The organism is Nesterenkonia sandarakina, assembly GCF_003003175.1.
GTDB lineage: Bacteria > Actinomycetota > Actinomycetes > Actinomycetales > Micrococcaceae > Nesterenkonia > Nesterenkonia sandarakina_A.
In genome coordinates this window covers 1-25,531 of the sequence record NZ_PVTY01000013.1, presented here as the reverse complement: position 1 = coordinate 25,531, position 25,531 = coordinate 1, and the positions used below count along the sequence as shown (strand labels likewise).

The 25,531-nt window shown below is 65.4% G+C and carries 17 protein-coding genes and 3 rRNA genes; 19 read left to right on the top strand and 1 reads right to left on the bottom strand.

All coding sequences use genetic code 11. The features are described from left to right. Positions 1 to 23 precede the first annotated feature (23 nt). The 11 genes from trhO to BCL67_RS11125 all read left to right on the top strand — a co-directional run bounded on the left by trhO (position 24) and on the right by BCL67_RS11125 (position 12,330). Positions 24 to 974, top strand: a complete 951-nt coding sequence (trhO, locus tag BCL67_RS11175; protein WP_106123518.1) for an oxygen-dependent tRNA uridine(34) hydroxylase TrhO — start codon at positions 24 to 26, stop codon at positions 972 to 974. Beyond that, positions 971 to 2,644 (top strand): DUF7059 domain-containing protein, encoded by a 1,674-nt coding sequence (locus BCL67_RS11170; protein ID WP_106123517.1) that lies wholly within the window; start codon positions 971 to 973, stop codon positions 2,642 to 2,644. Before trhO ends, BCL67_RS11170 begins: the two co-directional genes overlap by 4 nt. An 89-nt stretch (positions 2,645 to 2,733) precedes the next feature. Continuing rightward, positions 2,734 to 5,550 (top strand): type I DNA topoisomerase, encoded by a 2,817-nt coding sequence (gene topA, locus BCL67_RS11165; RefSeq protein WP_106123516.1) that lies wholly within the window; start codon positions 2,734 to 2,736, stop codon positions 5,548 to 5,550. Between the two features lie 15 nt (positions 5,551 to 5,565). Beyond that, entirely contained in the window at positions 5,566 to 6,627 is a 1,062-nt protein-coding gene (locus BCL67_RS11160; RefSeq protein ID WP_106123515.1) for a Ppx/GppA phosphatase family protein, read from the top strand. Then, positions 6,617 to 7,456, top strand: a complete 840-nt coding sequence (locus BCL67_RS11155) for a sugar phosphate isomerase/epimerase family protein (RefSeq protein WP_106123514.1) — start codon at positions 6,617 to 6,619, stop codon at positions 7,454 to 7,456. Before BCL67_RS11160 ends, BCL67_RS11155 begins: the two co-directional genes overlap by 11 nt. A gap of 2 nt (positions 7,457 to 7,458) precedes the next feature. After that, positions 7,459 to 8,358: a pyrroline-5-carboxylate reductase gene (gene proC / locus BCL67_RS11150; protein ID WP_106123513.1), complete on the top strand. Its 900-nt coding sequence runs from the start codon at positions 7,459 to 7,461 to the stop codon at positions 8,356 to 8,358. Continuing rightward, positions 8,336 to 9,745: a TrkH family potassium uptake protein gene (locus BCL67_RS11145; protein WP_258174985.1), complete on the top strand. Its 1,410-nt coding sequence runs from the start codon at positions 8,336 to 8,338 to the stop codon at positions 9,743 to 9,745. The genes proC and BCL67_RS11145 overlap by 23 nt, the downstream gene beginning before the upstream one ends. A gap of 127 nt (positions 9,746 to 9,872) precedes the next feature. Beyond that, a complete protein-coding gene (locus tag BCL67_RS11140) occupies positions 9,873 to 10,544 on the top strand; it encodes a potassium channel family protein (RefSeq protein WP_106123512.1) in 672 nt (223 codons plus the stop codon). Positions 10,545 to 10,554: 10 nt separating this feature from the next. Next, a complete protein-coding gene (locus BCL67_RS11135) occupies positions 10,555 to 11,739 on the top strand; it encodes an acetoin utilization protein AcuC (protein WP_258174983.1) in 1,185 nt (394 codons plus the stop codon). A 138-nt stretch (positions 11,740 to 11,877) separates the two neighbouring features. Continuing rightward, positions 11,878 to 11,976 carry a 30S ribosomal protein bS22 gene (locus tag BCL67_RS11130; RefSeq protein ID WP_081652675.1) on the top strand — a complete coding sequence of 33 codons (99 nt, stop codon included), beginning with the start codon at positions 11,878 to 11,880 and terminating at the stop codon, positions 11,974 to 11,976. Positions 11,977 to 12,069: 93 nt separating this feature from the next. Next, a complete protein-coding gene (locus tag BCL67_RS11125) occupies positions 12,070 to 12,330 on the top strand; it encodes a glutaredoxin family protein (RefSeq protein ID WP_106123511.1) in 261 nt (86 codons plus the stop codon). A gap of 78 nt (positions 12,331 to 12,408) precedes the next feature. Here the strand turns inward: BCL67_RS11125 and BCL67_RS11120 are convergent, their stop codons facing one another. Beyond that, entirely contained in the window at positions 12,409 to 12,969 is a 561-nt protein-coding gene (locus tag BCL67_RS11120) for a hypothetical protein (RefSeq protein WP_106123510.1), read from the bottom strand. Positions 12,970 to 13,242: 273 nt separating this feature from the next. Between BCL67_RS11120 and BCL67_RS11115 the strand changes: the two genes are divergently transcribed. From BCL67_RS11115 to rrf, 8 genes are all read left to right on the top strand, one after another. Beyond that, positions 13,243 to 13,761 carry a CarD family transcriptional regulator gene (locus BCL67_RS11115; protein WP_106123509.1) on the top strand — a complete coding sequence of 173 codons (519 nt, stop codon included), beginning with the start codon at positions 13,243 to 13,245 and terminating at the stop codon, positions 13,759 to 13,761. A 2-nt stretch (positions 13,762 to 13,763) separates the two neighbouring features. Further along, positions 13,764 to 15,140: a 2-C-methyl-D-erythritol 2,4-cyclodiphosphate synthase gene (gene ispF, locus BCL67_RS11110; RefSeq protein WP_308738000.1), complete on the top strand. Its 1,377-nt coding sequence runs from the start codon at positions 13,764 to 13,766 to the stop codon at positions 15,138 to 15,140. A gap of 92 nt (positions 15,141 to 15,232) precedes the next feature. Next, positions 15,233 to 16,723 (top strand): cysteine--tRNA ligase, encoded by a 1,491-nt coding sequence (gene cysS, locus BCL67_RS11105; RefSeq protein WP_106123508.1) that lies wholly within the window; start codon positions 15,233 to 15,235, stop codon positions 16,721 to 16,723. Between the two features lie 2 nt (positions 16,724 to 16,725). Further along, positions 16,726 to 17,718: a 23S rRNA (guanosine(2251)-2'-O)-methyltransferase RlmB gene (gene rlmB / locus BCL67_RS11100; RefSeq protein ID WP_106123507.1), complete on the top strand. Its 993-nt coding sequence runs from the start codon at positions 16,726 to 16,728 to the stop codon at positions 17,716 to 17,718. Continuing rightward, complete coding sequence (locus BCL67_RS11095; protein ID WP_106123506.1) at positions 17,719 to 19,152, top strand: maltokinase N-terminal cap-like domain-containing protein; 1,434 nt, start codon at positions 17,719 to 17,721, stop codon at positions 19,150 to 19,152. A gap of 842 nt (positions 19,153 to 19,994) precedes the next feature. Then, positions 19,995 to 21,519, top strand: a 16S ribosomal RNA gene (locus BCL67_RS11090). 457 nt (positions 21,520 to 21,976) lie between these two features. Beyond that, a 23S ribosomal RNA gene (locus BCL67_RS11085) occupies positions 21,977 to 25,086 on the top strand. 263 nt (positions 25,087 to 25,349) lie between these two features. Then, positions 25,350 to 25,466: ribosomal RNA gene (gene rrf / locus BCL67_RS11080) — 5S ribosomal RNA — on the top strand. Together the 16S, 23S and 5S rRNA genes form the textbook arrangement of a ribosomal RNA operon. Positions 25,467 to 25,531: the final 65 nt, after the last annotated feature.

Sequence of the window (25,531 nt, the reverse complement as noted above, 5' to 3'; positions counted from 1 at the left end):
TTGTTCAGAACTACCCTTGAGAGGTGAGCATGTCCCGGATCGTCCTCTATTACGCCTTCACCCCCCTCTCGGATCCCGAGGCGGTGAAGCTCTGGCAGCACACGCTCTGCCGGGAGCTCGGCCTCAAGGGCCGGATCCTGATCTCCCCGCAGGGGATCAACGGCACCGTGGGCGGCGAGCTCAAGGCGGTCAAGCAGTATGTGAAGCAGACCCGGGCCTACGCCCCGTTCCGCGAGATGGCCTTCAAATGGTCCGACGGCGCGGCGGAGGACTTTCCCCGGCTCTCGGTCAAGGTCCGCCCCGAGCTCGTGGCCTTCGGGGTGCCCGAGGAGATCGAGGTCGATGAGCATGGCGTCGTCGGCGGCGGCGAGCACCTGCAGCCGCAGCAGGTCCACGAGCTGGTCGAGGCGAAGCGGGCCCAGGGTGTGGAGGTGGCGTTCTTCGACGGCCGCAACGCCATGGAGGCGCAGATCGGAAAGTTCAAGAACGCGGTGGTGCCCGAGACCGAGACCACCCGGGACTTCATCGCCGAGCTGGACTCCGGCAGATACGACCATCTCAAGGACCAGCCGGTGGTCACCTACTGCACCGGCGGGATCCGCTGCGAGGTGCTCTCGGCGCTGATGCGCCGGCGCGGCTTCGAAGAGGTCTATCAGATCGACGGCGGAATCGTCCGCTACGGAGAGACCTTCGGCGACGAGGGCCTCTGGGAGGGTGAGCTCTACGTGTTCGACTCCCGGATGAACACCCGCTTCTCCCCGGAGGCGAAGACCATCGGGGAGTGCACCTGCTGCGCGAGCCCCACGAGCACCTTCTATAACTGTATGGATCGGGGATGCTCCACGCTGCAGCTCTACTGCGAGGACCACCGCCACATCCCCGAGACAACCCGGTGTGAGAACTGCCGCGCCCGGTTGGAGCAGGATCCCGCCGATCCCAATGCCGGCGCGCTGGGAAAGGTGCGCCGCGGATGAACCCCGTCGAGCTGCCCGCCCCCGCCGCCGACCGAGAACTCGTGGCCGCGCTGCGCCAGGACCTGCTCGCCGCGGAGTTCACCAACGAGCGGGTGGCGCAGCTGCTCGGTGCCGACGCGCTGGCCGCCATGGAGCGCGATCAGCTGGTCCCGGGCATGCTGCGCATCGCCGAGCTGCTCTCCACCGACGGGACTCCCGATCCCTGCGCCGTGCTCGCCGGACTCTGGCTGCTCGGACTCGACATCCCGGCCGGACAGCTGCAGGCCGCGCTGCCGCGCCTCGGCGTCGAGGGTCTGCGCCGGCTCAATCTGGTGCACCCGGCGGCAGCGGAGCGCCCGACGGCAGAAGCCCACGGCACGCCAGGAGCGGACGACGCCGAGCGGTACCGTCCCAGCGTGGACCTGCGGCCCTACCAGGCAGAGCAGGAACAGGTCCTGGTCGATCTCTGGGTGGCCAGCGACCTCCCCGCCGCGCAGCTGCAAGGCCCGCTGCATCCCGAACATGTCCTGGGGATCGGCGGCGCGAGCCTGACCCTGGCCGCGAGCATCCACCGCACCCCGGTCCAGCGCGCCCTGGAGATCGGCACCGGCTGCGGGATCCAGCTGCTGCACCTGCTCGACCATGCCGAGCACGTGGTGGCCACCGATCTCAGCCGGCGCGCCCTGGACTTCACCGAGTTCAACCTGGTGCTCAACGCCCCCGCGCTGCGCCTGGACCCGGGAGACCTCGGCGCCCGCGTGGAGCTGGTGCAGGGCAGCCTGCTGGAACCCGTCGCCGGACGACGGTTCGACCTGATCATCTCCAATCCGCCCTTCGTCATCACGCCGCGCCCCCGCGGCGAGCAGATCCAGGCACGCTACACCTACCGCGACGGCGGCCGGGCCGGAGATGAGCTCATGGCGGAGCTGATCGGTGCGCTGCCCGAGCACCTCACCGACTCCGGGACCGCGCAGCTGCTGGGCAACTGGGAGATCCAGGACCAGGACGCCTGGGACGCGCGCCCGCGGCTCTGGTGCGCCGGGTTCCCCGCCGAGGTCGACGCCTGGTTCATCCAGCGCGACCGGCAGGACAGCGCCCAGTACGCCGAGACCTGGCTGCGCGACGCCTCCACCCAGCGCGACCCGGAGAGCTACCGCCGGCGCTACGCCGAGTACCTCGAGGACTTCGGCTCCCGCGCGGTGCTCGCGGTGGGTTTCGGGATGATCTTCCTGCGCCGCCGCAGCGTCGATGCCGGAAGCGCCGAGGCGCGCGCGATCACGCCCTGGCGGAGGTTCGAAGAGCTCACCGGCGCTGTGGAGCAGCCCCTGGGCCCGGTCCTCGGGGCCACCGCGGCACGGGCCGAGAGTGCCGCCCGTGACCCCCAGGCGGTGTTCGACACGGTCCTCGCCGTCGCGCCCGACGTCACCGAGGAGCGCCACCAGCGTTTCGGCGCCGTCCACCCGGAAGTGATCCTGGCACGTCAGGGAGCCGGGCTGCGTCGCAGCCGGGCCGTCTCCAGCGCCGCCGCGGGACTCCTGGGCGCCGCCGACGGGGAGTATCAGGCCGCCGCGCTGATCACCGCGGTCGCGGCGCTGATGGCCGATGAGTCCACAGATCAGGAGGATCTCGAGCAGGCGCTGCGCAGCGAAGTCCTGGAGCTCTACGTCGAGGGATACCTCAGTGAGTCTTGATTCCACCGGACTCGACGTGTTCTGCTCGCTGATATATTGAGCACTCGACGGCCAGCCCACTGCTGAGCGCCCGAGAACGCAGCGCAAGAATTCCCTCAAGGAGATCAGTGCCCGAAGGCAAGAAACTCGTCATCGTCGAGTCCCCGGCGAAGTCCAAGTCCATCGCCAAGTATCTCGGCGATGAGTTCATCGTGGACGCTTCCGCCGGGCATATCCGTGACCTGCCACAGCCCTCCGAGCTGCCCACCGACATGAAGAAGGGCCCGTTCGGCCGGTTCGCGGTGAACCCCGACGACGGCTTCGCGCCCTACTACGTCATCTCTGACTCCAAGAAGAAGAAGGTCACCGAGCTCAAGCGGGCGCTGAAAGATGCCTCGGAGCTCTATCTCGCCACTGACGCCGACCGTGAAGGTGAAGCGATCGCCTGGCACCTGCTGCAGGTGCTCAAGCCCAAGGTCCCGGTCTACCGGATGACCTTCACCGAGATCACCAAAGAGGGCATCACCCGCGCGCTGCAGAACGTGCGCCAGATCGACGACGACCTGGTCGACGCCCAGGAGACCCGGCGGATCCTGGACCGGCTCTACGGCTACGAGATCTCGCCGGTGCTCTGGCGCAAGGTCGGCAAGGGCCTCTCGGCAGGTCGGGTCCAGTCCGTGGCCACCCGCATGGTCGTCGAGCGCGAACGCGAACGCATGGCCTTCATCCCGGCCAGCTACTGGGACCTCTCCGGCAGCTTCGCCACCGCCGCCGGTGAGGAGTTCACCGCCAAGCTCAACGCCGTCGACGGCGCCCGCGTGGCCACCGGATCAGACTTCAACGACCGCGGCGAGCTGAAGTCCACCCGGTCCAAGACCGAGGTCCGCGTCCTGGACCGCGAGGCCGCCGAGGAGCTCGCCGCGAACCTGACCGACGCGGAGTTCACCGTGGACTCGGTCGAGGACAAGCCCTACTCGCGCCGCCCGCAGCCGCCCTTCATCACCTCCACCCTGCAGCAGGAGGCCTCGCGCCGGCTGCGCTTCTCCTCCCGGGCCACCATGCAGGTCGCGCAGCGGCTGTATGAGAACGGCTACATCACCTATATGCGTACCGACTCGGTCACGCTGTCCAACGAGGCGATCACCGCCGCGCGCCGGCAGATCACCGAGCTCTACGGCGCCGACCATGTGCCCGCCAGCCCGCGCCTCTACTCCAAGAAGAGCGAGACCGCGCAGGAGGCCCACGAGGCAATCCGCCCCTCGGGAGACCACTTCCGCACCCCCGGGCAGGTCGCCAACGAGCTGTCCAAGGACGAGTTCAAGCTCTACGAGCTGATCTGGAAGCGCACCGTGGCCTCCCAGATGGAGGACGCCAAGGGCTTCACCGCCTCCGTCCGGCTCAGCGCCGAGGTGGCCCAGGGGCCGCAGGCCGGGACCACCGCCACCTTCGGCGCCTCGGGCACCGTGATCACCTTCCCCGGCTTCCTCGCCGCCTATGAGGAGGTCCGCGAGAACACCTCCGAGGACGACGACGCCAAGGCCGGCAAGGCTGACAAGCGACTCCCGAAGATCGAGACCGGGGAGCGGCTGACCGGCCGCGACGTGCAGGCCAAGGGCCACGAGACGACCCCGCCCGCGCGCTACACCGAAGCCACGATCGTCGCCGAGCTGGAGAAGCGCGAGATCGGCCGCCCGTCGACCTACGCACCCACCATCTCGACCATCATGGACCGCGGCTACGTCACCAAGCGCGGCTCCGCGCTGATCCCCTCCTGGACCGCGTTCAGCGTGATCCGGCTGCTGGAGGAGCACTTCGGCAAGTACGTCAACTACGACTTCACCGCCCGCATGGAAGAGGACCTCGACCAGATCGCGCGCGGCGAGCTGCAGCGCGAAGCCTGGCTGCAGGGCTTCTACTTCGGCGCCAAGGACGGCGTCGACGGGCTCAAGCACGTGGTGGAGAACCTCGGCGAGATCGACGCCCGAGCGATCAACTCCATCGAGATCACCCCCGGGGTCAACCTGCGGGTGGGCCGCTACGGTCCCTACCTGGAACGACCGAACCCCGACGGGGTGGTCAACGCCGACGGCGAGCTGGAGCCCCAGCGCGCCAACCTGCCGCAGGACCTGGCACCCGATGAGCTCACCGCGGCCAAGGCCGAGGAGCTCTTCGAGCAGGCCCAGTACTCAGGCCGCGTGCTCGGCACCGACCCGGAGACCGGTCGCGAGATCGTCGCGAAGGACGGCCGCTACGGCCCCTACGTCACGGAGCTCATCGAAGAGATGACCGAGGCGCAGCTCGAAGAGCACATGAAGTCGCTGCCCACCGAGTACTACAAGAACGGCAAGCCCAAGCCGAAGAAGAAGCCGGCGAAGGAGAAGCCCCGCACCGGCTCGCTGCTCTCCGACATGACTCTGGAGACCGTGACGCTGGAGCAGGCGCTGCGACTGCTCTCCCTGCCCCGCGTCGTCGGGGTGGATGAAGACGGCGAGGAGATCACCGCGCAGAACGGCCGTTTCGGGCCGTATCTGAAGAAGGGCTCGGACTCCCGTTCGCTGGAGACCGAAGAGCAGATGTTCACCATCACCCTGGACGAGGCGAAGGCGATCTATGCCCAGCCCAAGCAGCGGGGACGCCGGGCAGCGGTGCCCCCGCTGGCCGAGTTCGGCCCGGACCCCACCTCGGAGAAGCCGGTGGTGGTCAAGGACGGCCGCTTCGGCCCCTACGTCACCGACGGCGAGACCAACGTGACCGTGCCGCGCAGCGTCTCCCTGGAGACGCTGACCAAGGAGCACGCCTACTCGCTGCTGGCGGAGAAGCGTGCCGCCGGACCGAAGAAGCCTGAGGCCAAGAAGCCCGCCGCGAAGAAGGCACCGGCGAAGAAGAAGGCTCCAGCCAAGAAGACCACCGCGAAGACCGGATCCTAGTCAAGGAGTCACCTGATGCGTCTCGGCGTGTTGGATATCGGTTCGAACACCGTGCACCTGTTACTGGTGGATGCCCACCTCGGGGCCAAACCCGAGGCATTCGCCTCCCATAAGCGACCGCTCTCCCTGGTCAAGCATCTCGACGAGGACGGGGCGATCACCGACGAGGGTCAGCGCGAGCTGATCGGCTTCATCGCCGAGGCGGCCCGGTTCGCCGCACGGCACCGGGCCGAGGATCTGCTCTCCTTCTGCACCTCGGCGCTGCGTGAGGCCGCCAACGGAGAGGCGGTTCTGCAGCGGGTCGTCGCCGAGACCGGGGTGGAGCTCACCGAGCTGACCGGCGCCCAGGAGTCCGCGATGACCTTCTTCGCCGCGCGACGCTGGCGCGGCTGGAGCGCCGGGGACATCCTGAACTTCGACATCGGCGGCGGCTCCTTCGAGATCGCCTATGGCCGCGACGAGCTGCCCGCCACCGCGGTCTCGCTGCCGCTCGGCGCGGGTCGGCTCACCCGGGACTGGCTCGGGGAGGACCCGCCCAGCAAGGACCAGGTCAAGACGCTGAAGGGCTATGTGCGCGAAGAGCTCGAGGCCGCGCGCCGCGAGTTCCCGGCGCTGAGCGGGCACACCGAGGTGCTCGCCACCTCCAAGACCTTCCGCTCGCTGGCCCGGATGACCGGCGCCGCGCCCTCCGCGGAGGGCCCCTACGTCCCGCGCAGCCTGGCCCACTCCGACCTGAAGCCGCTGGTGAAGAGCCTGGCCACGATGACCGCCGCCGAACGCGCCGAGCTGCCGGGCGTCTCTGCGCTGCGCGCCCGCCAGGTCTTCGCCGGAGCCCTCGTCGCCGAGCAGGCGATGAAGATCTTCGGCATCGAGACGCTGCAGATCTGCCCCTGGGCGCTGCGTGAGGGACTGATCCTGCGCCGACTCGACTCCCTGGTCCGCGACGGCGCGGTGGCCGTGCCTGCCGCCCCCGGCGTCGGGCACGTCAACCTCGGACGCGAGCTGCGCAAGCCCTCCCGCGGCGAGGTCCCCGGCGGCCGCGCCCTCGCGACGGCGGCGGTGGAACATGCCAGCTGAGGAGGTCCAGCCCCGCCCGCCCCATGAGCTGCCCCGGATCCCCGTGGCGCTCTCCACCTCCTCGGTCTACCCCATGGGGGTCGCCGAGGGCTTCTCCATCGCCGATGACCTCGGCTATGACGGCATGGAGGTCATGGTCACCCACCGCGGAGAGTCCCAGCAGGCCTCCACGCTGAACGAGCTCTCCTGGCGCTTCGGTCTTCCGGTGATGGCCATCCACGCCCCCACCCTGCTGCTCACCCAACAGGTCTGGGGCTCCGCCTGGGACAAGCTCAAGCGCAGCGCCGCACTGGCCCAGGAGGTGGGCGCCGGCGTCGTCGTCGCGCATCCGCCCTTCCGCTGGCAGGTCGGCTACGCCGAGGGCTTCGCCGAGGGGATCAAGGATCTCGAGGAGGAGACTGGGGTGCTCTTCGCCGTGGAGAACATGTATCCCTGGCGCGCCGGCGGCCGCGAGGCCACGATGTACCTGCCCCATTGGGACCCGGTGGACCAGCCCTACCCCCATGTCACCTGGGACTTCTCCCACGCGGCCACGGCCGAGGCCGACTCCCTCGAAGCGGTCGAGGCGCTGGGTCAGCGGCTGCGCCACTTGCACCTGACCGACGGCTGGTCCAACGGGTTCAAAGACGACCACCTGATCCCCGGCCAGGGCGAGCAGCGCGTGGCCGAGGCCATGGAACTGCTCGGCCGCCCCGACTTCGCCGAGACCGGATTCAACGGCGTCGTCGCCGTCGAGGTCGCCACCCGCACCGCCCGCAACGTGGGGGATCGGGAACGCTGGCTCGCGGAATCCCTGGCCTTCGCCCGCAAGCACCTCGGCCAGGAGTGACGATGTCCCCCAGCACCAGCACCAGCACCAGCACCAGCACCAGCACCAGCCCTGCGCTGCGGATCGCGATGCTCGGCCTCGGCTCGATGAACGGCGCGATCCTGGCGGGGCTGCTCGACGCCTCGGTGACCCCGGAGCAGGTCCGGGCCACCACGCGCAGCACCGCCACAGCCGCGGAGCGCGCGCAGCAGTACGGAGTCAGCGTGCTCGCCGAAGAGGACGACGCCGAGGCCAACCGGAGCGTCGCCGCCGACGCCGACATCATCTTCCTCGGGGTCAAGCCGCACGGGATCGTGGCCCTGGCCGCAGAGATCGCCGCCGTGCTCAAGCCGGGGGCCGTGGTGGTCTCCGTGGCCGCCGCGATCAGTGTTGAGATGCTCGAAGCCGCCCTCGCGCAGGACCAGCCGGTGATCCGCTCGATGCCCAACACCCCGCTCTCGGTCGGCCTCGGCGTCGTCGGACTGGTGCCGGGCAGCCACGCGAGCGCGCAGGACACCGAGACCGTGGCCGCGCTGCTGCGCGCCAGCGGCGCCGTCCACGTGATCGAGGAGTCCCAGATCGACGCGCTGACCGGCATCTCCGGCTCCGGGCCCGCCTACGCCTTCTACCTCGCCGAGCAGATGGCGGAGGCCGGCGTGAAGCTCGGCCTGGACCGGGAGCTTGCCGCGGACCTGGCGGCGCAGACCATCTATGGGGCGGGAAAGATGCTGGTGCGCCACCAGGCCGCCGGCACCGCAGACGCCGCCGCACTGCGCCGCGCCGTCTGCTCACCCAACGGCACCACCGAGCGCGCGATCAACGCCTTCGACGACCATGGCCTCCCCGCCGCGGTCGAGGCCGCCGTCAACGCCAGCGCGCACCGCTCCGCGGAGATCACCGATGAGCTCCGCAGCGCAGACTGAGCCCGGCAGCGGGCGCCGGACGGGCCCCTGGACATACCTGAAGCGCTGGATGGGCCACCTCGCCGGCACCTCGCCGGCACGAGCGGCGATGCTGATCTTCGGGGTCACCATCGCGGTGTTCGCCTCGCTGCTGATGATGCCCTGGGCCACCGCCTCGGGCTCCTCCGCGGCCTTCCACGAGGCGCTCTTCGTGGCCACCTCGGCGGTCACCGTCACCGGGCTGACCCCGGTGAACACCGCGGACCACTGGTCCTTCGCCGGTGAGCTGGTCATCCTGATCGGCATCCAGGTCGGCGGGCTGGGCATCATCACCATCGCCGCGCTGCTGGCCATCTCGGTGACCCGCAACCTCGGTCTGCGCACCCGGCTCGTCGCCCAGGAGGGCGGCATCTCCACCGGCTCGATGGGGGAGACCGGGCAGGTGATCCGCACCGTCGTGATCTGCTCCGCGGTGGTGGAGGCGCTGCTGATGCTGGTGATGATCCCGCGCTTCATCCAGATCAACGGCGACGTCGCCAGCGGGCTCTGGGACGGCACCTTCTATGCGATCTCGGCGTTCAACAACGCCGGCTTCGTGGCCCACTCCGAGGGCCTCGCCGGCTTCGACAACGATCCGGTGATCATCTGGACCATCATGGTCGGGGTCTTCCTGGGCAGCCTCGGCTTCCCGGTGCTGTTCATGCTCTGGCGCAACCGGTGGCACGTGCGGCGCTGGAGCCTGCACACCAAGCTCACCCTGGAGGTGACGCTGCTGCTGATGGTGATCGGCGCGGTGCTCTACGGGGTCATGGAATGGTCCAACAGCGCCACCATCGGGGAGATGTCCCTCGGGGAGAAGCTGCAGAACTCGCTCTTCGCCTCGGTGAACATGCGCTCCGGCGGATTCTCGGTGGTGGAGTCGAACATGCAGAACGCCGAGACCATGCTGATCTCCGACGCGCTGATGTTCGCCGGCGGCGGCTCAGCCTCCACCGCCGGAGGCATCAAGGTCACGACCATCGCGGTGATCTGGCTGGCATTCCTCGCCGAGGCGCGCGGCGACGCAGAGTCCACCGCCCACGGTCGCACCATCCCGCCCTCAGCCGTGCGGGTCGCGGTCTCGGTGGTCGCCATGGGCGCGACCCTGGTGCTGATCTCCACGGTCTGGCTGATGTACATCACCGGACTGGACATGGGCCGCCCGCTGTATGAGTCGATCTCCGCGTTCGCGACCGTCGGGCTCACCAGCGGGCTCACCGAGGACCTGCCCCCAGAGGGGCTCTATGTGCTCGCGGCGCTGATGTTCGCCGGCCGGGTCGGGATCATCACCTTCGCCGCCTCGCTGACCGTGCGCCAGCGCAGTCGGGTCCGCTATCGCTACCCCGAGGGCCGCCCGATGATCGGCTGACCCACCCACCGGCGGGCCAGCGCCGCCGGTAGCCTCCGCGGGGCGCAGTGGGTTTACTCTGGAGTCAGCACTTCAGGACTCGGCCCCGCAGGGTCGAGCAGGTTTCTTCGCGGAAAAGGACGCATTCGTGCCCAAGCTGAACCCCCAGAGCAACAAGCCGGTCCTCGTCGTAGGGCTCGGCCGCTTCGGCATCGCGCTGAGCAACCAGCTGGTGAGCCAGAACAAGGAAGTTCTCGCCGTGGAGCGGGACCGCGGCCTGGTCCAGAAGTACGCGGACATGCTCACCCACGTGGTCGAAGCAGACGCCACCGACATCGAGGCGCTGCGCCAGGTCGGGGCCCAGGAGTTCGACGCCGCCGTCGTCGGTGTCGGCACCTCCATCGAATCCTCCGTGCTGATCGCGGCCAACCTGGTGGACCTCGGGGTCAGCCAGGTCTGGGCCAAGGCCATCAACCCCACGCACGGCAAGATCCTCACCAGGATCGGCTGCCACCACGTGATCTATCCCGAGCACGACGCCGGAGTGCGCGCCGCCCACCTGGTCTCAGGTCAGATGCTGGACTTCATCAAGTTCGACGACGACTTCGCGATCGTGAAGATGCGCCCGCCGCGCGAGCTGCACGGCAAGACCATCGACCAGTGCCAGCCGCGCAGCCGACACAAGGTCAACGTGGTCGGGGTGAAGTCCCCGGGCAAGGACTTCGTCTACGCGCAGCCAGACACGCTCGTCTCCGCCGGGGACACCATCATCGTCTCCGGAGACGTCTCCCAGCTGGAGTATTTCGCCGACCACGCCTGAGGAGGCCCCCGTGGGAGAAGTCCCCACCGCCGTCGTATGGGACGAGGCGCTGCTCGAGTACCGCTTCAACTCCAACCACCCCATGGACCCTGTCCGGCTGGATCTCACGGCGAAGCTCTGTCAGGAGCTCGACCTCTTCAGCGGCGCGAACGTGCGGCAGCTCAGCACCGAGATCGCCTCTGATGCGGTGCTGGGCACGGTCCACTCCGGCGACTACATCACCGCCGTGAAGAACGCCGCGGAACACGGCCGCCCCTCCACCGACCACGGTCTGGGCACCGAGGACACCCCGGTGTTCAGCGAGATCCACCTCGGCGCCGCCCGGATCGTCGACGGGACCCGGCAGTGCGCCCAGGCGCTGATCGACGGCACCGCGGTGCGGGCGCTGAACTTCGCCGGCGGGATGCACCATGCCGCGCGATCCCGGGCCGGAGGCTTCTGCGTCTACAACGACTCCGCGGTGGCGATCCAGCTGCTGCTGGACCAGGGGACCCGCCGCGTGGTCTACATCGACGTCGACGCCCACCACGGAGACGGCACCCAGGACATCTTCTACGACGACCCGCGGGTGATGACCATCTCGATCCATCAGACCGGGGTGGCGCTCTACCCCGGCACCGGGTTCCCCAACGAGACCGGGGGCCCCGGGGCCGAGGGGTCGGCGGTCAACATCGCGCTGCCCGAGACCACCGGTGACGCCGGATGGCTGCGCGCCTTCCACGCGGTGATCCCGCAGCTGGTGGCCGCGTTCGAACCCGAGGTCATCGTCTCCCAGCACGGCTGCGACTCCCACCGCGACGATCCGCTCTCGGATCTGCAGCTCAGCGTGGACGCGCAGCGGCAGAGCGCCCTGGACATTGCCCACCTCGCCGACGAGCACTGCGAGGGACGCTGGATCGCCACCGGCGGGGGCGGGTACGCGGTGCACACGGTGGTCCCGCGCAGCTGGGCGCACCTGACCGGCATCCTCGTCGGTTCACCGGTGTCGCTGAAGACCCCGGTGCCCCGGGCCTGGAGAGACCATGTGCGCGAGCGCTTCGAGGTCGAGACCCCCGAGACCATGGGCGATGCCGCGGAGCTGTGGTGGCGCTCCTGGGAGCTCGGCTATGACCCCTCTGACGCGGTGGACCGCGCGGTGATGCAGACCCGCAGGGAGATCTTCCCGCTCTACGGGCTGGACCCCTGGTTCGACTGAACCTCTCGGCCCGGGCCGAACCGCCAGGTCACACCGAACCTGCACGGCGGTCCCCGATTCTGCCCCAGCAGGGCGTTGCGGCTACACTGTTCCGAGACCTTTTTCTCGTTGTTTACCTACAGACAAGGACTGCACCCCATGGGCTCAGTGATCAAGAAGCGCCGCAAGCGCATGGCGAAGAAGAAGCACCGCAAACGTCTGCGGAAGACTCGTCACCAGCGCCGCAACAAGAAATAAGACTTCTTGGAAGCGTGAGGAAACCCCGGCAGCCAGCAGGCGGCCGGGGTTTCCTCGTCCCACCAGCAGAGTCCGATAAGGAGAGGATCAGTCATGAGCCGGTCGGTCGAGGTCGAGGTGCTCACCAAACAGGGGTGTCACCTGTGCGAGGAGGCCATGGCGGTGGCGCGTGAGGTCTGTGCGGAGTTCTCCGTGCCGGTCCTGGAGCGCGACATCACCGACGATGCGGAGCTGCTGGCCAGCTTCGCGGAGGAGATTCCGGTGCTGCGCATCGATGGTCAGGTGAAGGACTTCTGGCGGATCGATCCGCACCGGCTGCGCCGGCTGCTGCGCGAGGCCAGCTCAGCGTCCTGAGCGGATCGGCGCCTCGACGTACAGAGAGGGCCCGCTTCCGTAGTGGAAGCGGGCCCTCTCTGTACGTCCAGCCGAGCGTCAGTGGCCGGCGTCGTCCGGGTCGTGGTGCGCGGCGCCGCTGCCCCAGGTGTCGGGGCCATGCACGAGGTGCTCCGTCATGGACTCGTCGTAGCCGTCGGGGAGCAGGTGCCGGTATTCCGGGAGGACCCCGTCGAAGACCGAGGCCAGGACCTGCTTGGTCTCGCCGTCGACGGCGACGGTGATCTCATGCATGTCACCGGGATCGCCCTGGAAGGACTCCACGACGAGCTCCTCGTCGAGCTCCAGGGAGACCTTCTCCCCGGCCGGCAGGGTCGCTGCGAAGCTTTCGCCGTCGACGTCGAGCTCCACCTCGACGTCCTCGGTGCCGCTGTTGATGATCGAGCCCATCGCCCGGGCAGGGTTGCCGGCCTCGTCGGTGATGAAGGCCATGTGGCGGAACTGCACGTTCTCGATCTCGGCGCGGGTGCCGTCAGAGGCGGAATACTGCTGGGTGGTGGCCTGGTAGTTCACGGCGCTGCAGCCGCTGGCGCCCAGGAGCGCGGCGGCCGCCACGGAGACCGCTGCCAGGCGGCGGGTCTTATCGGCTGAGAACTTCACGTGGAGAGTCTCCTCACAGGCTTGAAGCGATGCAGAACAGCTCCAGGGTACGCGGTGTGGGACCCGGGGGGAGCGGCATGCAGCGCAGATGTCGTCCACGTCAGCGAAGGAAGCCCCTGCCCACGTGTTGGTCTGATCTGCGGCTAATTCTACAGGATGTCGAAATCGGATGGAGGCGCACCCTATGTCGTGACGGCGGAGGGGGTCCGGAACGACACGCGGGGCCAATTGTGACGCGTGATAAACTCGAGGTCGGGAAAGGGGAATACTTACATGAATTTTGAGGTCGGCGAGACGGTCGTATACCCACACCACGGTGCGGCGACGATTGAAGAAGTGAAGACCCGCACCATCCGCGGCGAAGAGAAGATGTACCTCAAGCTTCGGGTCTCCCAGGGAGATCTGACCATCGAGGTGCCAGCAGACAACGTCGACCTGGTCGGCGTGCGCGATGTCGTCGGTGCAGAAGGCCTGGAGCACGTCTTCGACGTGCTGCGTGCCGAGTACACCGAAGAGCCCACCAACTGGTCCCGTCGATACAAGGCGAACCTTGAGAAGCTCGCCTCCGGTGACGTGAACAAGGTCGCCGAGGTCGTGCGTGACCTGTGGCGACGTGAGAACGACCGCGGTCTCTCCGCGGGGGAGAAGCGCATGCTTGCCAAGGCCCGGCAGATTCTGGTCTCGGAGCTGGCTCTTGCAAAGAAGCTCGACGAAGAAGATGCTGCGAAGCTCCTGGACGAGATCCTCGACCAGGCACCGACTCCGGCAGAGCCAGAGAAGGTCGCAGAGTAGAGATGAGCCAGGTGGGACCACAGGTCGCACCGGCAGCCATGGTCGCCCCGCACGGAGCACCATCGATGAGTCGCCCGGACGCCGGGACAGGAGATCCTGTCACAGCGCGCCGGGCGCTCATCGTTGTGGCCGCCGGCAGCGGCGAGCGACTCGGCCACGGGATGCCCAAAGCCTGCGTGGATCTCGGCGGTCGGCCGATCCTCGCCCACGTGCTGCAGCGACTCCACGGCCTGAGCCGTGGACTGGACGCCGTGGTGCTGGTGCTCCCGGGCGATCAGGCCAGCTACGACCAGCTGAGCGCCGTGGGTGAACAGTTCGGCGTTGCCGCAGGGGTTCCGGTGTTCTTCACCCGCGGAGGCTCGAACCGGTCCTCCTCGGTGCGCGCCGGAGTCGAGTGCCTGCTCAGCGCGGGAGCAGCGGACTGGGACCCCGCGGCCAGCACGGTGCTGATCCAGGACGCCGCCCGAGCCATGACGCCCGAGACCGTCTACGCCCGAGTCTTCGCCGCGGTGGAGGCGGGCGCCGCCGCCGTTGTCCCGGCGCTGCCGGTCACCGACACGATCAAGCGCGTGCATCCGGAGCCGCACCCCGACACCGGGGCCGAGCAGGTCGAGGAGACCGTGCCGCGCTCCTCGCTGCGCGCGGTGCAGACCCCGCAGGGCTTCACCCTCGAACTTCTCCAGCAGGCCTTCGCGTTCATCGGGGACCTCCCCGACGCCCAGGTCGAGGCGCTCACCGACGAGGCCATGATCGCTGAGGCGATGGGAGTCGACGTCGCCGTCGTCCCCGGCTCCGAGAGCGCCGTGAAGATCACCACCGCCGCCGACCTCGCCGCGGCCCAGGCCCTGCTGCAGAGCAGCGAGCCCGTTGCGGCGGGCCGACCGGTGCTGCCGCGGGTGGGAATCGGCCACGACGTGCACGCCTTCGCCGTCGCCGAGGAACCCCGGGACCTCTGGCTGGCCGGACTGTTCTGGCCGGACCAGCAGGGTCTGACCGGTCATTCCGACGGCGACGCCGTGGCTCACGCCTGCTGTGACGCGCTGTTCAGCGCCGCAGGCCTCGGCGACCTCGGCGTGCACTTCGGAGCCGACACCATCGGCACGGCACGACCAGAGCTGGAAGGCGCCTCAGGAGCACAGCTGCTGGCCGAGGCGGCCCGCATCCTGGCGGCGGCGGGCTTCGGGATCGGATCCATCGCTGTGCAGTTCGTCGGCAGACGGCCGAAGTTCGGTCCGCGCCGCGAGGAGGCCCAGCAGGTGCTCAGCGCGGCGGCCGGGGCGCCGGTCGCGATCAGCGCCACCACCTCCGACGGACTCGGCTTCACCGGCCGCGGCGAAGGCATCCTGGCTACGGCCACCGCGGTGATCTACCCGCTCTGACCGTGGTCCTCTCGACGCTCCGGCCGGGTTGCCGTAGGTGCTGAACGCGGTGATCTACACGTTCTGAACCGGGGACCGGATAAGCTGGCGGCGTGGCACTGCGACTTTATGACACCAAGACGGCGACCGTGCGAGATTTCGAGCCCCTTGAGCCGGGCCGGGTGTCCCTGTATTACTGCGGCGCCACCGTGCAGGGTCGCCCGCATGTGGGCCACGTCCGGTCGGCGGTCGCGTTCGACATCCTGATCCGCTGGCTCGAGCACAGCGGCTTCGACGTGCTCAGCGTCCGCAACGTCACCGACATCGACGACAAGATCTTGGAGAAGTCGGCGCTGTCCCATCAGCCCGAGCACACTCCCAGCCCCGGCTACCCGGCTGCGGAGCCCTGGTTCGCCCTGGCCTACCGCTTTGAACAGGCCTTCCACCAGGCCTACGACGCCCTCGGGGTGAAGCGCCCGCGCTACGAGCCGCGCGCCACCGGGCACATGACCGAGATGTTCGCGCTGATCCAGCGACTGATCGACGCCGAGCACGCCTACCCGGCCCAGGACGGCTCCGGCGACGTCTACTTCGACGTCCGCTCCTGGCCCCGCTATGGGGAGCTCACCCACCAGCGCGCCGAGGACATGCAGGACGCCGCCGACGCCGATGCGCGCGGCAAGCGTGACCCGCGTGACTTCGCGCTGTGGAAGGGCCATAAGCCCACCGACCCGGAGACCGCCCGCTGGGACGCACCCTGGGGCGCCGGTCGACCCGGCTGGCATGTGGAGTGCTCGGCGATGGCGACCAAGTACCTGGGCAGCAGCTTCGACATCCACGGCGGCGGTCTGGACCTGCGCTTCCCGCATCACGAGAACGAGCTTGCGCAGTCCGCGGCCGCCGGGGACGGGTTCGCCCGCTTCTGGCTGCACAACGGGATGGTGACCTACGCGGGGGAGAAGATGTCGAAGTCCGTAGGCAACACGATCGCCCCGGAGGAGATGCTCGCCGCCGCCCGGCCTCGCGCCGTGCGCTACTTCCTGGGGCAGGCCCACTACCGCTCCCAGCTGGACTACCGGCCGACCTCGCTCCAGGAGGCCCAGGCCGCCGTCGAGCGGATCGAGACCTTCCTGACCCGTGCCGCCCAGACCCTCACCGCGCAGCAGCGCAGCGCCGACCTCGACGTCCCCGACGGGTTCACCGCGGCGATGAACGATGATCTCAACGTCCCACAGGCGCTGGCGGTGCTGCATGAGACCGTGCGCGCCGGGAACATCGCGCTCGACGCCGGAGACCTCGACGGTCTGGCCCGCAGCGCCGGAGCCGTGACCACCATGATCAAGGTGCTCGGGCTCAGCGACGTCCCCGACGCCGGATCTGCCGGAGACTCCCACGCCGAGGCTGCGCTGACCCAGCTGATCGAGGCGCTGCTCGAAGAACGCGTGGAGGCGAAGTCCGCGAAGGACTACGCCCGCGCCGACGCTGTCCGCGACCGGCTCACCGGAGCCGGGATCGCCCTTGAAGACTCCAAAGATGGAACTCGCTGGGCACTCGCCCAGCCGAGTTCGACCACCAGCCCCGCTGCCGGGGCCAGGAAAGGCTGAACATGGCGAAAGACTCACGGCCGAAATCGGCTGCGATCCGCAGAGAGAAGAAGGGCCCCCAGACTGGCTCCGGGGGACAGGGACGACGCGCGCTGCGCGGCAAGGGACCCACGCCCAAGGCGGAGGACCGGGTCTACCACAAGGCGCACCGAGAGAAGATGCTCGCGGATCGAGCGGCCGCAAAGACCAGGAGCAGTCAGCCGCGCCAGCGCGGCTCCGGGTTCGGTGCTGAGGACATGGTCGCCGGACGCAACTCCGTGCTGGAGGCGCTGCGCGAACGCGTCCCCGCCAAGGAGCTGCACGTCGCCACCGATGTGGAGTCCGACGGACGCGTCCGGGAGGCGCTGCAGTTCGCCGCCGAGGCCGGTGTCCGGGTCCGCGAGGTCACCCGTCGGCATCTGGACAACTCCACCGGCGGCGCGGTCCATCAGGGTCTGGCGCTGCTGCTCGAGCCCTACGAGTATGTCGATGTGCTGGACCTGGCCGAGAACGAGCTGGAGCGCGCCGCCAAGGGGCATATCCCACACCAGCCGCTGTTCCTTGCCTGTGACTCGATCACCGATCCGCGCAACCTCGGCGCCATGCTGCGCGCCGCCTCAGCTTTCGGGGCCCACGGCGTGCTGATCCCTGAACGCCGCAGCGCCGGCGTCACCGCCACCACCTGGAAGACCTCCGCCGGTGCCGCCGCGCGGATCCCGGTGGCGCGGGCGAAGAACCTCACCCAGGCGTTGAAGGAGGCCAAGCAGCTCGGCTTCTTCGTGCTGGGGCTCGACGGCGGGGGTGACATCTCGCTGCAGAACATCGAACTGGCCCAGGAGCCGGTGATCATCGTGGTCGGCTCAGAGGGCAAGGGACTCTCCCGGCTGGTCCGCGAGACCTGCGACCAGATCGTCTCGATCCCGATCAGCTCGGCCACGGAGTCCCTGAACGCCTCCATGGCAGTGGGCATCAGCCTCTACGAGATCGCGATGCGACGCCAGGGGGCACGGCAGTAGATGGTCAGCTTCCGAGGCGAGGAACAGTCCGGATTCCTGGACCTGGTGGGAACCTGGCTGTCTCAGCAGTCCTGGTTCCAGGCCGCGCCAGGCCGCCGTGTGATCACCCGTGTCGGTGGTCTGCGGCTCCCCGCCCCGGAGGGTGACCCCGATCAGTGGGTCCACCTCGAACTGCACATCTTTCATGTCGACCACGCGGGTGGCCAGGCCCGGGTGGCCGTGCCGATGGCACTGCGCAGCCGCCCCTCGGCGCTGGCCGGCAAGACCGCCTTCATCGGACGGCTCCGGGCCGCCGAGGGTGACCTCTGGGTCTACGACGGGGCCCACGATCGAGCCTTCCTCGCCGCATGGCACGAGATGGCCCGCCGCGGACAGGGCAGCCGCAACGGCCGCTCACGGGGGGAGGCCTTCGCCGAGTTCGACACCTGGCCCGCCTTCACCGCCAAGCTCCAGCGCACCCCGCTGACCCCGCCGACCCCAGACGCGACCCGGACCGCGGTCACCATCGACGGTGGAGACGCAGAGACCCGCAAGACCGTGGTCGACTTCTTCCGGCAGCCGACCCACCAGCGCTCAGCGCCCATCGACACCGTGCTGCGCATGTCACGAACCGGCAGCGGCACCGTCTCCCGCGTGCTCGGAGCGGTCACCGGAAGCTGGCCGGAGACGAACCCAGCCACTGGGGAGCGCAAGTGGGTCAGCGGAGATCTCGGCATCATCCGTGAGTCCTCGATCGCGTGGGCTCCCGTGGCGGCTCAGGCACGGACCGCGCTGCACCAAGGCTCAGACTTCCTCGCAGAGGCCGCCCAGCTGGGAAGAACCCTCGGGGACTTCCATGCAGACCTGGCCGGAACCTTCGGCGCCCACCCCCAGACCGGCGCTCAGCTGGAGACGATGATCAACGAGGCTGCTGCGTCGCTGGAAGAGCAGCGGACCCAGGTCCGTGAGAACCTCGACAAAACGGTGCCCGAGGAGCTGCCCGACATCGTCGACCGACTGAGCTCGCAGCTCCGCGAGACCGATCAGCCGATGAGCCTGCAGAAGATCCACGGTGCACTGACCCTGGAGCGAATCCTCACCGATGAGCAGGACGGGGGATCGATCGTCGACGAACAGGGTGGCATGTCTGAGCATGCCCTGCCGATGCGCGATGTGGTCTCGCTGCTGATCTCTCTGGCAGAGGTCGTGATGGAGGCGTCCCGCAACGACGCTCTTCCGCAGACTGCCGAAGGGGATGCCTCGGCGTTTGATCCCGGACTCTGGTTCGAACAGGTGAGTGCCGAAGTGCTGCAGGGGTACCGAAGCAGCGATGCCGGCGACGCCGGACTCGACACCCCGGTGTTCCGGGCGGCCATGCTCACCGAAGCACTCGCGCTGCTGCACCGGAGCGAGGGACGCTGGGTCTTCCGGCCCTCCCTGCTGCAACAGGTCTAGATCAGCTGCGATCTAGACCGGGTCTGAACCGGATCTGGCCAGAACCGGACCTGATCCGCAGATCCCCCTGGTCCACCAGTGGCGACCCGGCCTCCTGTGTGGGGGTGCAAAAACCCCCAGGTCACGGGGATGCCGGGGTGTGATGCAGGTCGCACGGGTTCTGGTTTGCGGACTCGGCAGGGCATGTGTAAAGTTCTATCTCGTGCTCAAGGGCGCACAGCGGAAAGCCACGGCGGACCGATGAAGACCTTAGTTTTGATAACCACATAGCTTCTCCCCATACAGGACATGGTCCTGGCAGCAGGATTCACCGGCCATCTGGTCGTGGTGATGGTGCTGGCTGGTGTAGTGTTCGGGGGGTTCGAGACCACGGTTTTTCTGGTGTTCATATGGTGTTGACCTCGAGTTGACGGCAGCGAAGATCAGGACGTAGAGTTGAGAACCGCGCAGACGACGAGTTCGAGTCGGTCTGGCAGTGAGTATTCACTGCTGAGTGATTCACTTCGAGTCGGGTCAAGACGGTGGAAACGCCGAATTGACGAAGCGGAAGCTTGTTGGTAAGCTTACAAAGTTGCTTCGGAGCGATTCAGAGAAAAACTTCTGATGGTGCCGGTAGCGGTTGTTGTTTGAGAACTCAATAGTGTGCCAAGTTTGTTGATACCAAATTATTTATTTGGTTATAACAGTGACATTATCACCCCCGTGATAGTGATCGCAAATTTAGCCAAGGATTCATTAACTGGTGTCTGTGGTTGATGATGAGCGGATCGTGAGGGCCTTGTTTTTCTGGCAGGGTCTGGTCTGTTTGTTGTTGATTGTGGATGCTGTCTCTTATTAATTTTTTAATGGAGAGTTTGATCCTGGCTCAGGATGAACGCTGGCGGCGTGCTTAACACATGCAAGTCGAACGATGAAGACCGTGCTTGCACGGTTGGATTAGTGGCGAACGGGTGAGTATCACGTGAGTAACCTTCCCTTGACTCTGGGATAAGCCCGGGAAACTGGGTCTAATACCGGATACGACCAGTCCTCGCATGGGGTGCTGGTGGAAAGATTTATCGGTCTTGGATGGACTCGCGGCCTATCAGCTTGTTGGTGAGGTAATGGCTCACCAAGGCGATGACGGGTAGCCGGCCTGAGAGGGTGACCGGCCACACTGGGACTGAGACACGGCCCAGACTCCTACGGGAGGCAGCAGTGGGGAATATTGCACAATGGGCGAAAGCCTGATGCAGCGACGCCGCGTGCGGGATGACGGCCTTCGGGTTGTAAACCGCTTTCAGCAGGGAAGAAGCGAAAGTGACGGTACCTGCAGAAGAAGCGCCGGCTAACTACGTGCCAGCAGCCGCGGTAATACGTAGGGCGCGAGCGTTATCCGGAATTATTGGGCGTAAAGAGCTCGTAGGCGGTTTGTCACGTCTGCTGTGAAAGCCCGAGGCTCAACCTCGGGTGTGCAGTGGGTACGGGCAGACTAGAGTGCAGTAGGGGAGACTGGAATTCCTGGTGTAGCGGTGAAATGCGCAGATATCAGGAGGAACACCGATGGCGAAGGCAGGTCTCTGGGCTGTTACTGACGCTGAGGAGCGAAAGCATGGGGAGCGAACAGGATTAGATACCCTGGTAGTCCATGCCGTAAACGTTGGGCACTAGGTGTGGGGGACATTCCACGTTTTCCGCGCCGTAGCTAACGCATTAAGTGCCCCGCCTGGGGAGTACGGCCGCAAGGCTAAAACTCAAAGGAATTGACGGGGGCCCGCACAAGCGGCGGAGCATGCGGATTAATTCGATGCAACGCGAAGAACCTTACCAAGGCTTGACATGGACCGGATCGCTGCAGAGATGCAGTTTCCCTTCGGGGTCGGTTCACAGGTGGTGCATGGTTGTCGTCAGCTCGTGTCGTGAGATGTTGGGTTAAGTCCCGCAACGAGCGCAACCCCTATCCTATGTTGCCAGCACGTAATGGTGGGGACTCATGGGAGACTGCCGGGGTCAACTCGGAGGAAGGTGGGGACGACGTCAAATCATCATGCCCCTTATGTCTTGGGCTTCACGCATGCTACAATGGCCGGTACAATGGGTTGCGATACTGTGAGGTGGAGCTAATCCCTAAAAGCCGGTCTCAGTTCGGATCGAAGTCTGCAACTCGACTTCGTGAAGTTGGAGTCGCTAGTAATCGCAGATCAGCAACGCTGCGGTGAATACGTTCCCGGGCCTTGTACACACCGCCCGTCAAGTCACGAAAGTGGGTAACACCCGAAGCCGGTGGCCTAACCCTTGTGGGGGGAGCCGTCGAAGGTGGGACTCGCGATTGGGACTAAGTCGTAACAAGGTAGCCGTACCGGAAGGTGCGGCTGGATCACCTCCTTTCTAAGGAGCAGGACCCGAGTCGGGTCCGCCACTTCATGTCGCCGTTCGTGTGACTGGTGGTTTGCTCAAGGGTGGAATATCAACGAATCGTCATCATGGTCTTGGCATTAGTTTCTCCGGTACGCCTGACGCTCACACTTGTGTGGGATCACGTGGGGTCGGAAAGAGAGCTGGTGTCTATATTCTGTGGTGCTTGGCACACTGTTGGGTCCTGAGACAACAATGGTTGTTTCATGATCTGGCCCTCGGCTTCAGGTAGCCGATCCGTGTTATGCGGGTTGGTGATGGTGGTGGGGGTTGTTGTTTGGGAACTGCATAGTGGACGCGAGCATCTTTGTTCTTTTGAACAAAATACTCGAATCATGCTGGTCACACCTTTGGTGTGGTCAGTCTTTTTTGTGTCAATTTTTAGTCGAGCACTTATTTGTGAGTGTCATCGCAGCTACTGTGATGGCGGTCGTAAGTGTTTTAGGGCGCATGGTGAATGCCTTGGTAGTAGGAGCCGATGAAGGACGTGGGAATCTGCGATAAGCCTGGTGGAGCTGATAACCGAGCGTTGATACCAGGATTTCCGAATGGGGAAACCCCGCATGCTGTGATGGTGTGTGACCACCGGTTGAATGTATAGACCGGTTGGAGGGAACGTCGGGAAGTGAAACATCTCAGTACCGACAGGAAGAGAAAACAATGTAGTGATTCTGTGAGTAGTGGCGAGCGAAAGCGGATGGGGCTAAACCGGTTGCGTGTGATACCTGGTAGGGGTTGCGTGGCCGGGGTTGTGGGACATTACGTGGGGGATCTACCAGTCCTCCGGGTTGAGGTGCGGGCGTATAGACGAAGAAGGTTGAGTCCTTCGCCGTAGAGGGTGTGAGTCCCGTAGTCGTAATGCGTTCCGCCGGCCTGTGAGTGTATCCCGAGTAGCACGAGGCTCGAGGAATCTTGTGTGAATCAGCCAGGACCACCTGGTAAGCCTAAATACTACCTACTAACCGATAGTGAATCAGTACCGTGAGGGAATGGTGAAAAGTACCCCGGGAGGGGAGTGAAATAGTACCTGAAACCATGTGCCTACAATCCGTCAAAGCATCCTATAGGGGTGTGATGGCGTGCCTTTTGAAGAATGAGCCTGCGAGTTAGTGCTCAGTGGCGAGGTTAACCCGTGTGGGGAAGCCGTAGCGAAAGCGAGTCTGAATAGGGCGTTTGAGTCGCTGGGTCTAGACCCGAAGCGGAGTGATCTACCCATGGCCAGGTTGAAGCGCGTGTAAGAGCGCGTGGAGGACCGAACCCACCTAGGTTGAAAACTGGGGGGATGAGCTGTGGGTAGGGGTGAAAGGCCAATCAAACTCCGTGATAGCTGGTTCTCCCCGAAATGCATTTAGGTGCAGCGTTGCGTGTTTCTTGCCGGAGGTAGAGCTACTGGATGGCCGATGGGCCCTACAAGGTTACTGACGTCAGCTAAACTCCGAATGCCGGTCAAGTCAGAGCGCAGCAGTGAGACTGTGGGGGATAAGCTTCATGGTCGAGAGGGAAACAGCCCAGACCACCAGTTAAGGTCCCTAAGCGTGTGCTAAGTGGGAAAGGATGTGGAGTTGCTTAGACAACCAGGAGGTTGGCTTAGAAGCAGCCACCCTTGAAAGAGTGCGTAATAGCTCACTGGTCAAGTGATTCCGCGCCGACAATTTAGCGGGGCTCAAGCACACCACCGAAACTGTGGCATTTAGTCCCTTGCGGACTGGATGGGTAGGGGAGCGTCGAACACTGCGGTGAAGCAGCAGCGTAAGCTCGTCTGTGGAGTGTGTTCGAGTGAGAATGCAGGCATGAGTAGCGAAAGACACGTGAGAAACGTGTCCGCCGAATGACTAAGGGTTCCAGGGTCAAGCTAATCTGCCCTGGGTTAGTCGGGACCTAAGGCGAGGCCGACAGGCGTAGTCGATGGACAACGGGTTGATATTCCCGTACCGGTATAAGACCGCCCATGGTGAACTGGTGATACTAACTGCCCGAATCGTGCTAGAGCGTGCCCCTTGTGGGTACGACGTGTACGAGGAGCGCAGGACCTGAACCGGGGAGCCAAGCGTATTAACAGGTGTGACGCAGGAAGGTAGCTGAGCCCAGCGATGGTTGTCTGGGTCTAAGAGTGTAGCCCGAGTCCTAGGCAAATCCGGGACTCGTTATATGGGTGAGACTTGATGGGACTCCACTTTGTGGGGGATTCAGTGATCCTATGCTGCCAAGAAAAGCATCGACGCGAGGGCTTGTACCGCCCGTACCCATAACCGACACAGGTGGTCAGGTAGAGAATACTAAGGCGATCGAGAGAACCACGGTTAAGGAACTCGGCAAAATACCCCCGTAACTTCGGGAGAAGGGGGACCACCCTGGTGATCCAGGCTTGCTTTGGTGAGCTGGTGGTGGTCGCAGAGACCAGGGGGAAGCGACTGTTTACTAAAAACACAGGTCCGTGCGAAGTCGTAAGACGATGTATACGGACTGACTCCTGCCCGGTGCTGGAAGGTTAAGAGGAAGGGTTAGTCCTTGTGGCGAAGCTCTGAATTTAAGCCCCAGTAAACGGCGGTGGTAACTATAACCATCCTAAGGTAGCGAAATTCCTTGTCGGGTAAGTTCCGACCTGCACGAATGGAGTAACGACTTCCCCGCTGTCTCAACCGTGGACTCGGCGAAATTGCACTACGAGTAAAGATGCTCGTTACGCGCAGCAGGACGGAAAGACCCCGAGACCTTTACTATAGCTTGGTATTGGTGTTTGACATCACTTGTGTAGGATAGGTGGGAGACTGTGAAGCGGCCACGCTAGTGGTTGTGGAGTCGTCGTTGAAATACCACTCTGGTGTTGTTAGGCATCTAACTTCGGGCCCTGATCGGGTCCAGGGACAGTGCCTGGTGGGTAGTTTAACTGGGGCGGTTGCCTCCTAAAGAGTAACGGAGGCGCCCAAAGGTTCCCTCAGCCTGGTTGGCAATCAGGTGTCGAGTGTAAGTGCACAAGGGAGCTTGACTGTGAGAGCGGCAGCTCGAGCAGGAACGAAAGTTGGGACTAGTGATCCGGCGTCACCGTGTGGAAGGGACGTCGCTCAACGGATAAAAGGTACCTCGGGGATAACAGGCTGATCCTGCCCAAGAGTCCATATCGACGGCATGGTTTGGCACCTCGATGTCGGCTCGTCGCATCCTGGGGCTGGAGTTGGTCCCAAGGGTTGGGCTGTTCGCCCATTAAAGCGGTACGCGAGCTGGGTTTAGAACGTCGTGAGACAGTTCGGTCCCTATCCGCTGCGCGCGCAGGAGATTTGAGAAGGTCTGTCCTTAGTACGAGAGGACCGGGACGGACGAACCTCTGGTGTGTCAGTTGTACTGCCAAGTGCACCGCTGATTAGCTACGTTCGGGATGGATAACCGCTGAAAGCATCTAAGTGGGAAGCCGGCTTCAAGATAAGATCTCCGTCACCTTCGGGTGTGAAGGCTCCCAGCTAGACTACTGGGTTGATAGGCCAGATGTGGAAGCGCAGCAATGCGTGAAGCTGACTGGTACTAATAAGCCGATCACTTACACCACACTCATATGAGTGTGCTCGATGAGTGTCAATTGAACAATTGCGTGTTTGCGTCCACTAGGCGGTTCTCTGCCAACAACCCCACAACACCCGTGGGCCTCCCGTTTGGGGTGGTCTGGTGGTGTGGGTCAGAGTCAGTAGTTGAATAGTGTTGTTGTGAATTTAGGTTTACGACACCTTCGTACCCCACCACAGGTACACGCCCGGTCCTTTTAGGCGGGTGTGTGTTGTGTGGTGGTGTGGGAGCGGGTGTTGTTCTAGAGTTACGGCGGTCATAGCGTGGGGGAAACGCCCGGTCCCATCCCGAACCCGGAAGCTAAGGCCCACTGCGCCGATGGTACTGCACACTGGAGTGTGTGGGAGAGTAGGTCGCCGCCGGACACTTTTTGTAGAGAGGGTTCAAGCCCGGTCCCTTGTGGGGGACCGGGCTTGACCTGTATCCAGGG

Excerpts from the sequence above, each read along its gene's own strand:
- BCL67_RS11170 (WP_106123517.1), top strand. The coding sequence starts at position 971 with ATGAACCCCGTCGAGCTGCCCGCCCCCGCCGCCGACCGAGAACTCGTG.
- BCL67_RS11160 (WP_106123515.1), top strand. The coding sequence starts at position 5,566 with ATGCGTCTCGGCGTGTTGGATATCGGTTCGAACACCGTGCACCTGTTA.
- BCL67_RS11155 (WP_106123514.1), top strand. The coding sequence starts at position 6,617 with ATGCCAGCTGAGGAGGTCCAGCCCCGCCCGCCCCATGAGCTGCCCCGG.
- proC (WP_106123513.1), top strand. The coding sequence starts at position 7,459 with ATGTCCCCCAGCACCAGCACCAGCACCAGCACCAGCACCAGCACCAGC.
- BCL67_RS11145 (WP_258174985.1), top strand. The coding sequence starts at position 8,336 with ATGAGCTCCGCAGCGCAGACTGAGCCCGGCAGCGGGCGCCGGACGGGC.
- BCL67_RS11130 (WP_081652675.1), top strand. The coding sequence starts at position 11,878 with ATGGGCTCAGTGATCAAGAAGCGCCGCAAGCGCATGGCGAAGAAGAAG.
- BCL67_RS11125 (WP_106123511.1), top strand. The coding sequence starts at position 12,070 with ATGAGCCGGTCGGTCGAGGTCGAGGTGCTCACCAAACAGGGGTGTCAC.
- BCL67_RS11115 (WP_106123509.1), top strand. The coding sequence starts at position 13,243 with ATGAATTTTGAGGTCGGCGAGACGGTCGTATACCCACACCACGGTGCG.
- ispF (WP_308738000.1), top strand. The coding sequence starts at position 13,764 with ATGAGCCAGGTGGGACCACAGGTCGCACCGGCAGCCATGGTCGCCCCG.
- rlmB (WP_106123507.1), top strand. The coding sequence starts at position 16,726 with ATGGCGAAAGACTCACGGCCGAAATCGGCTGCGATCCGCAGAGAGAAG.
- BCL67_RS11095 (WP_106123506.1), top strand. The coding sequence starts at position 17,719 with ATGGTCAGCTTCCGAGGCGAGGAACAGTCCGGATTCCTGGACCTGGTG.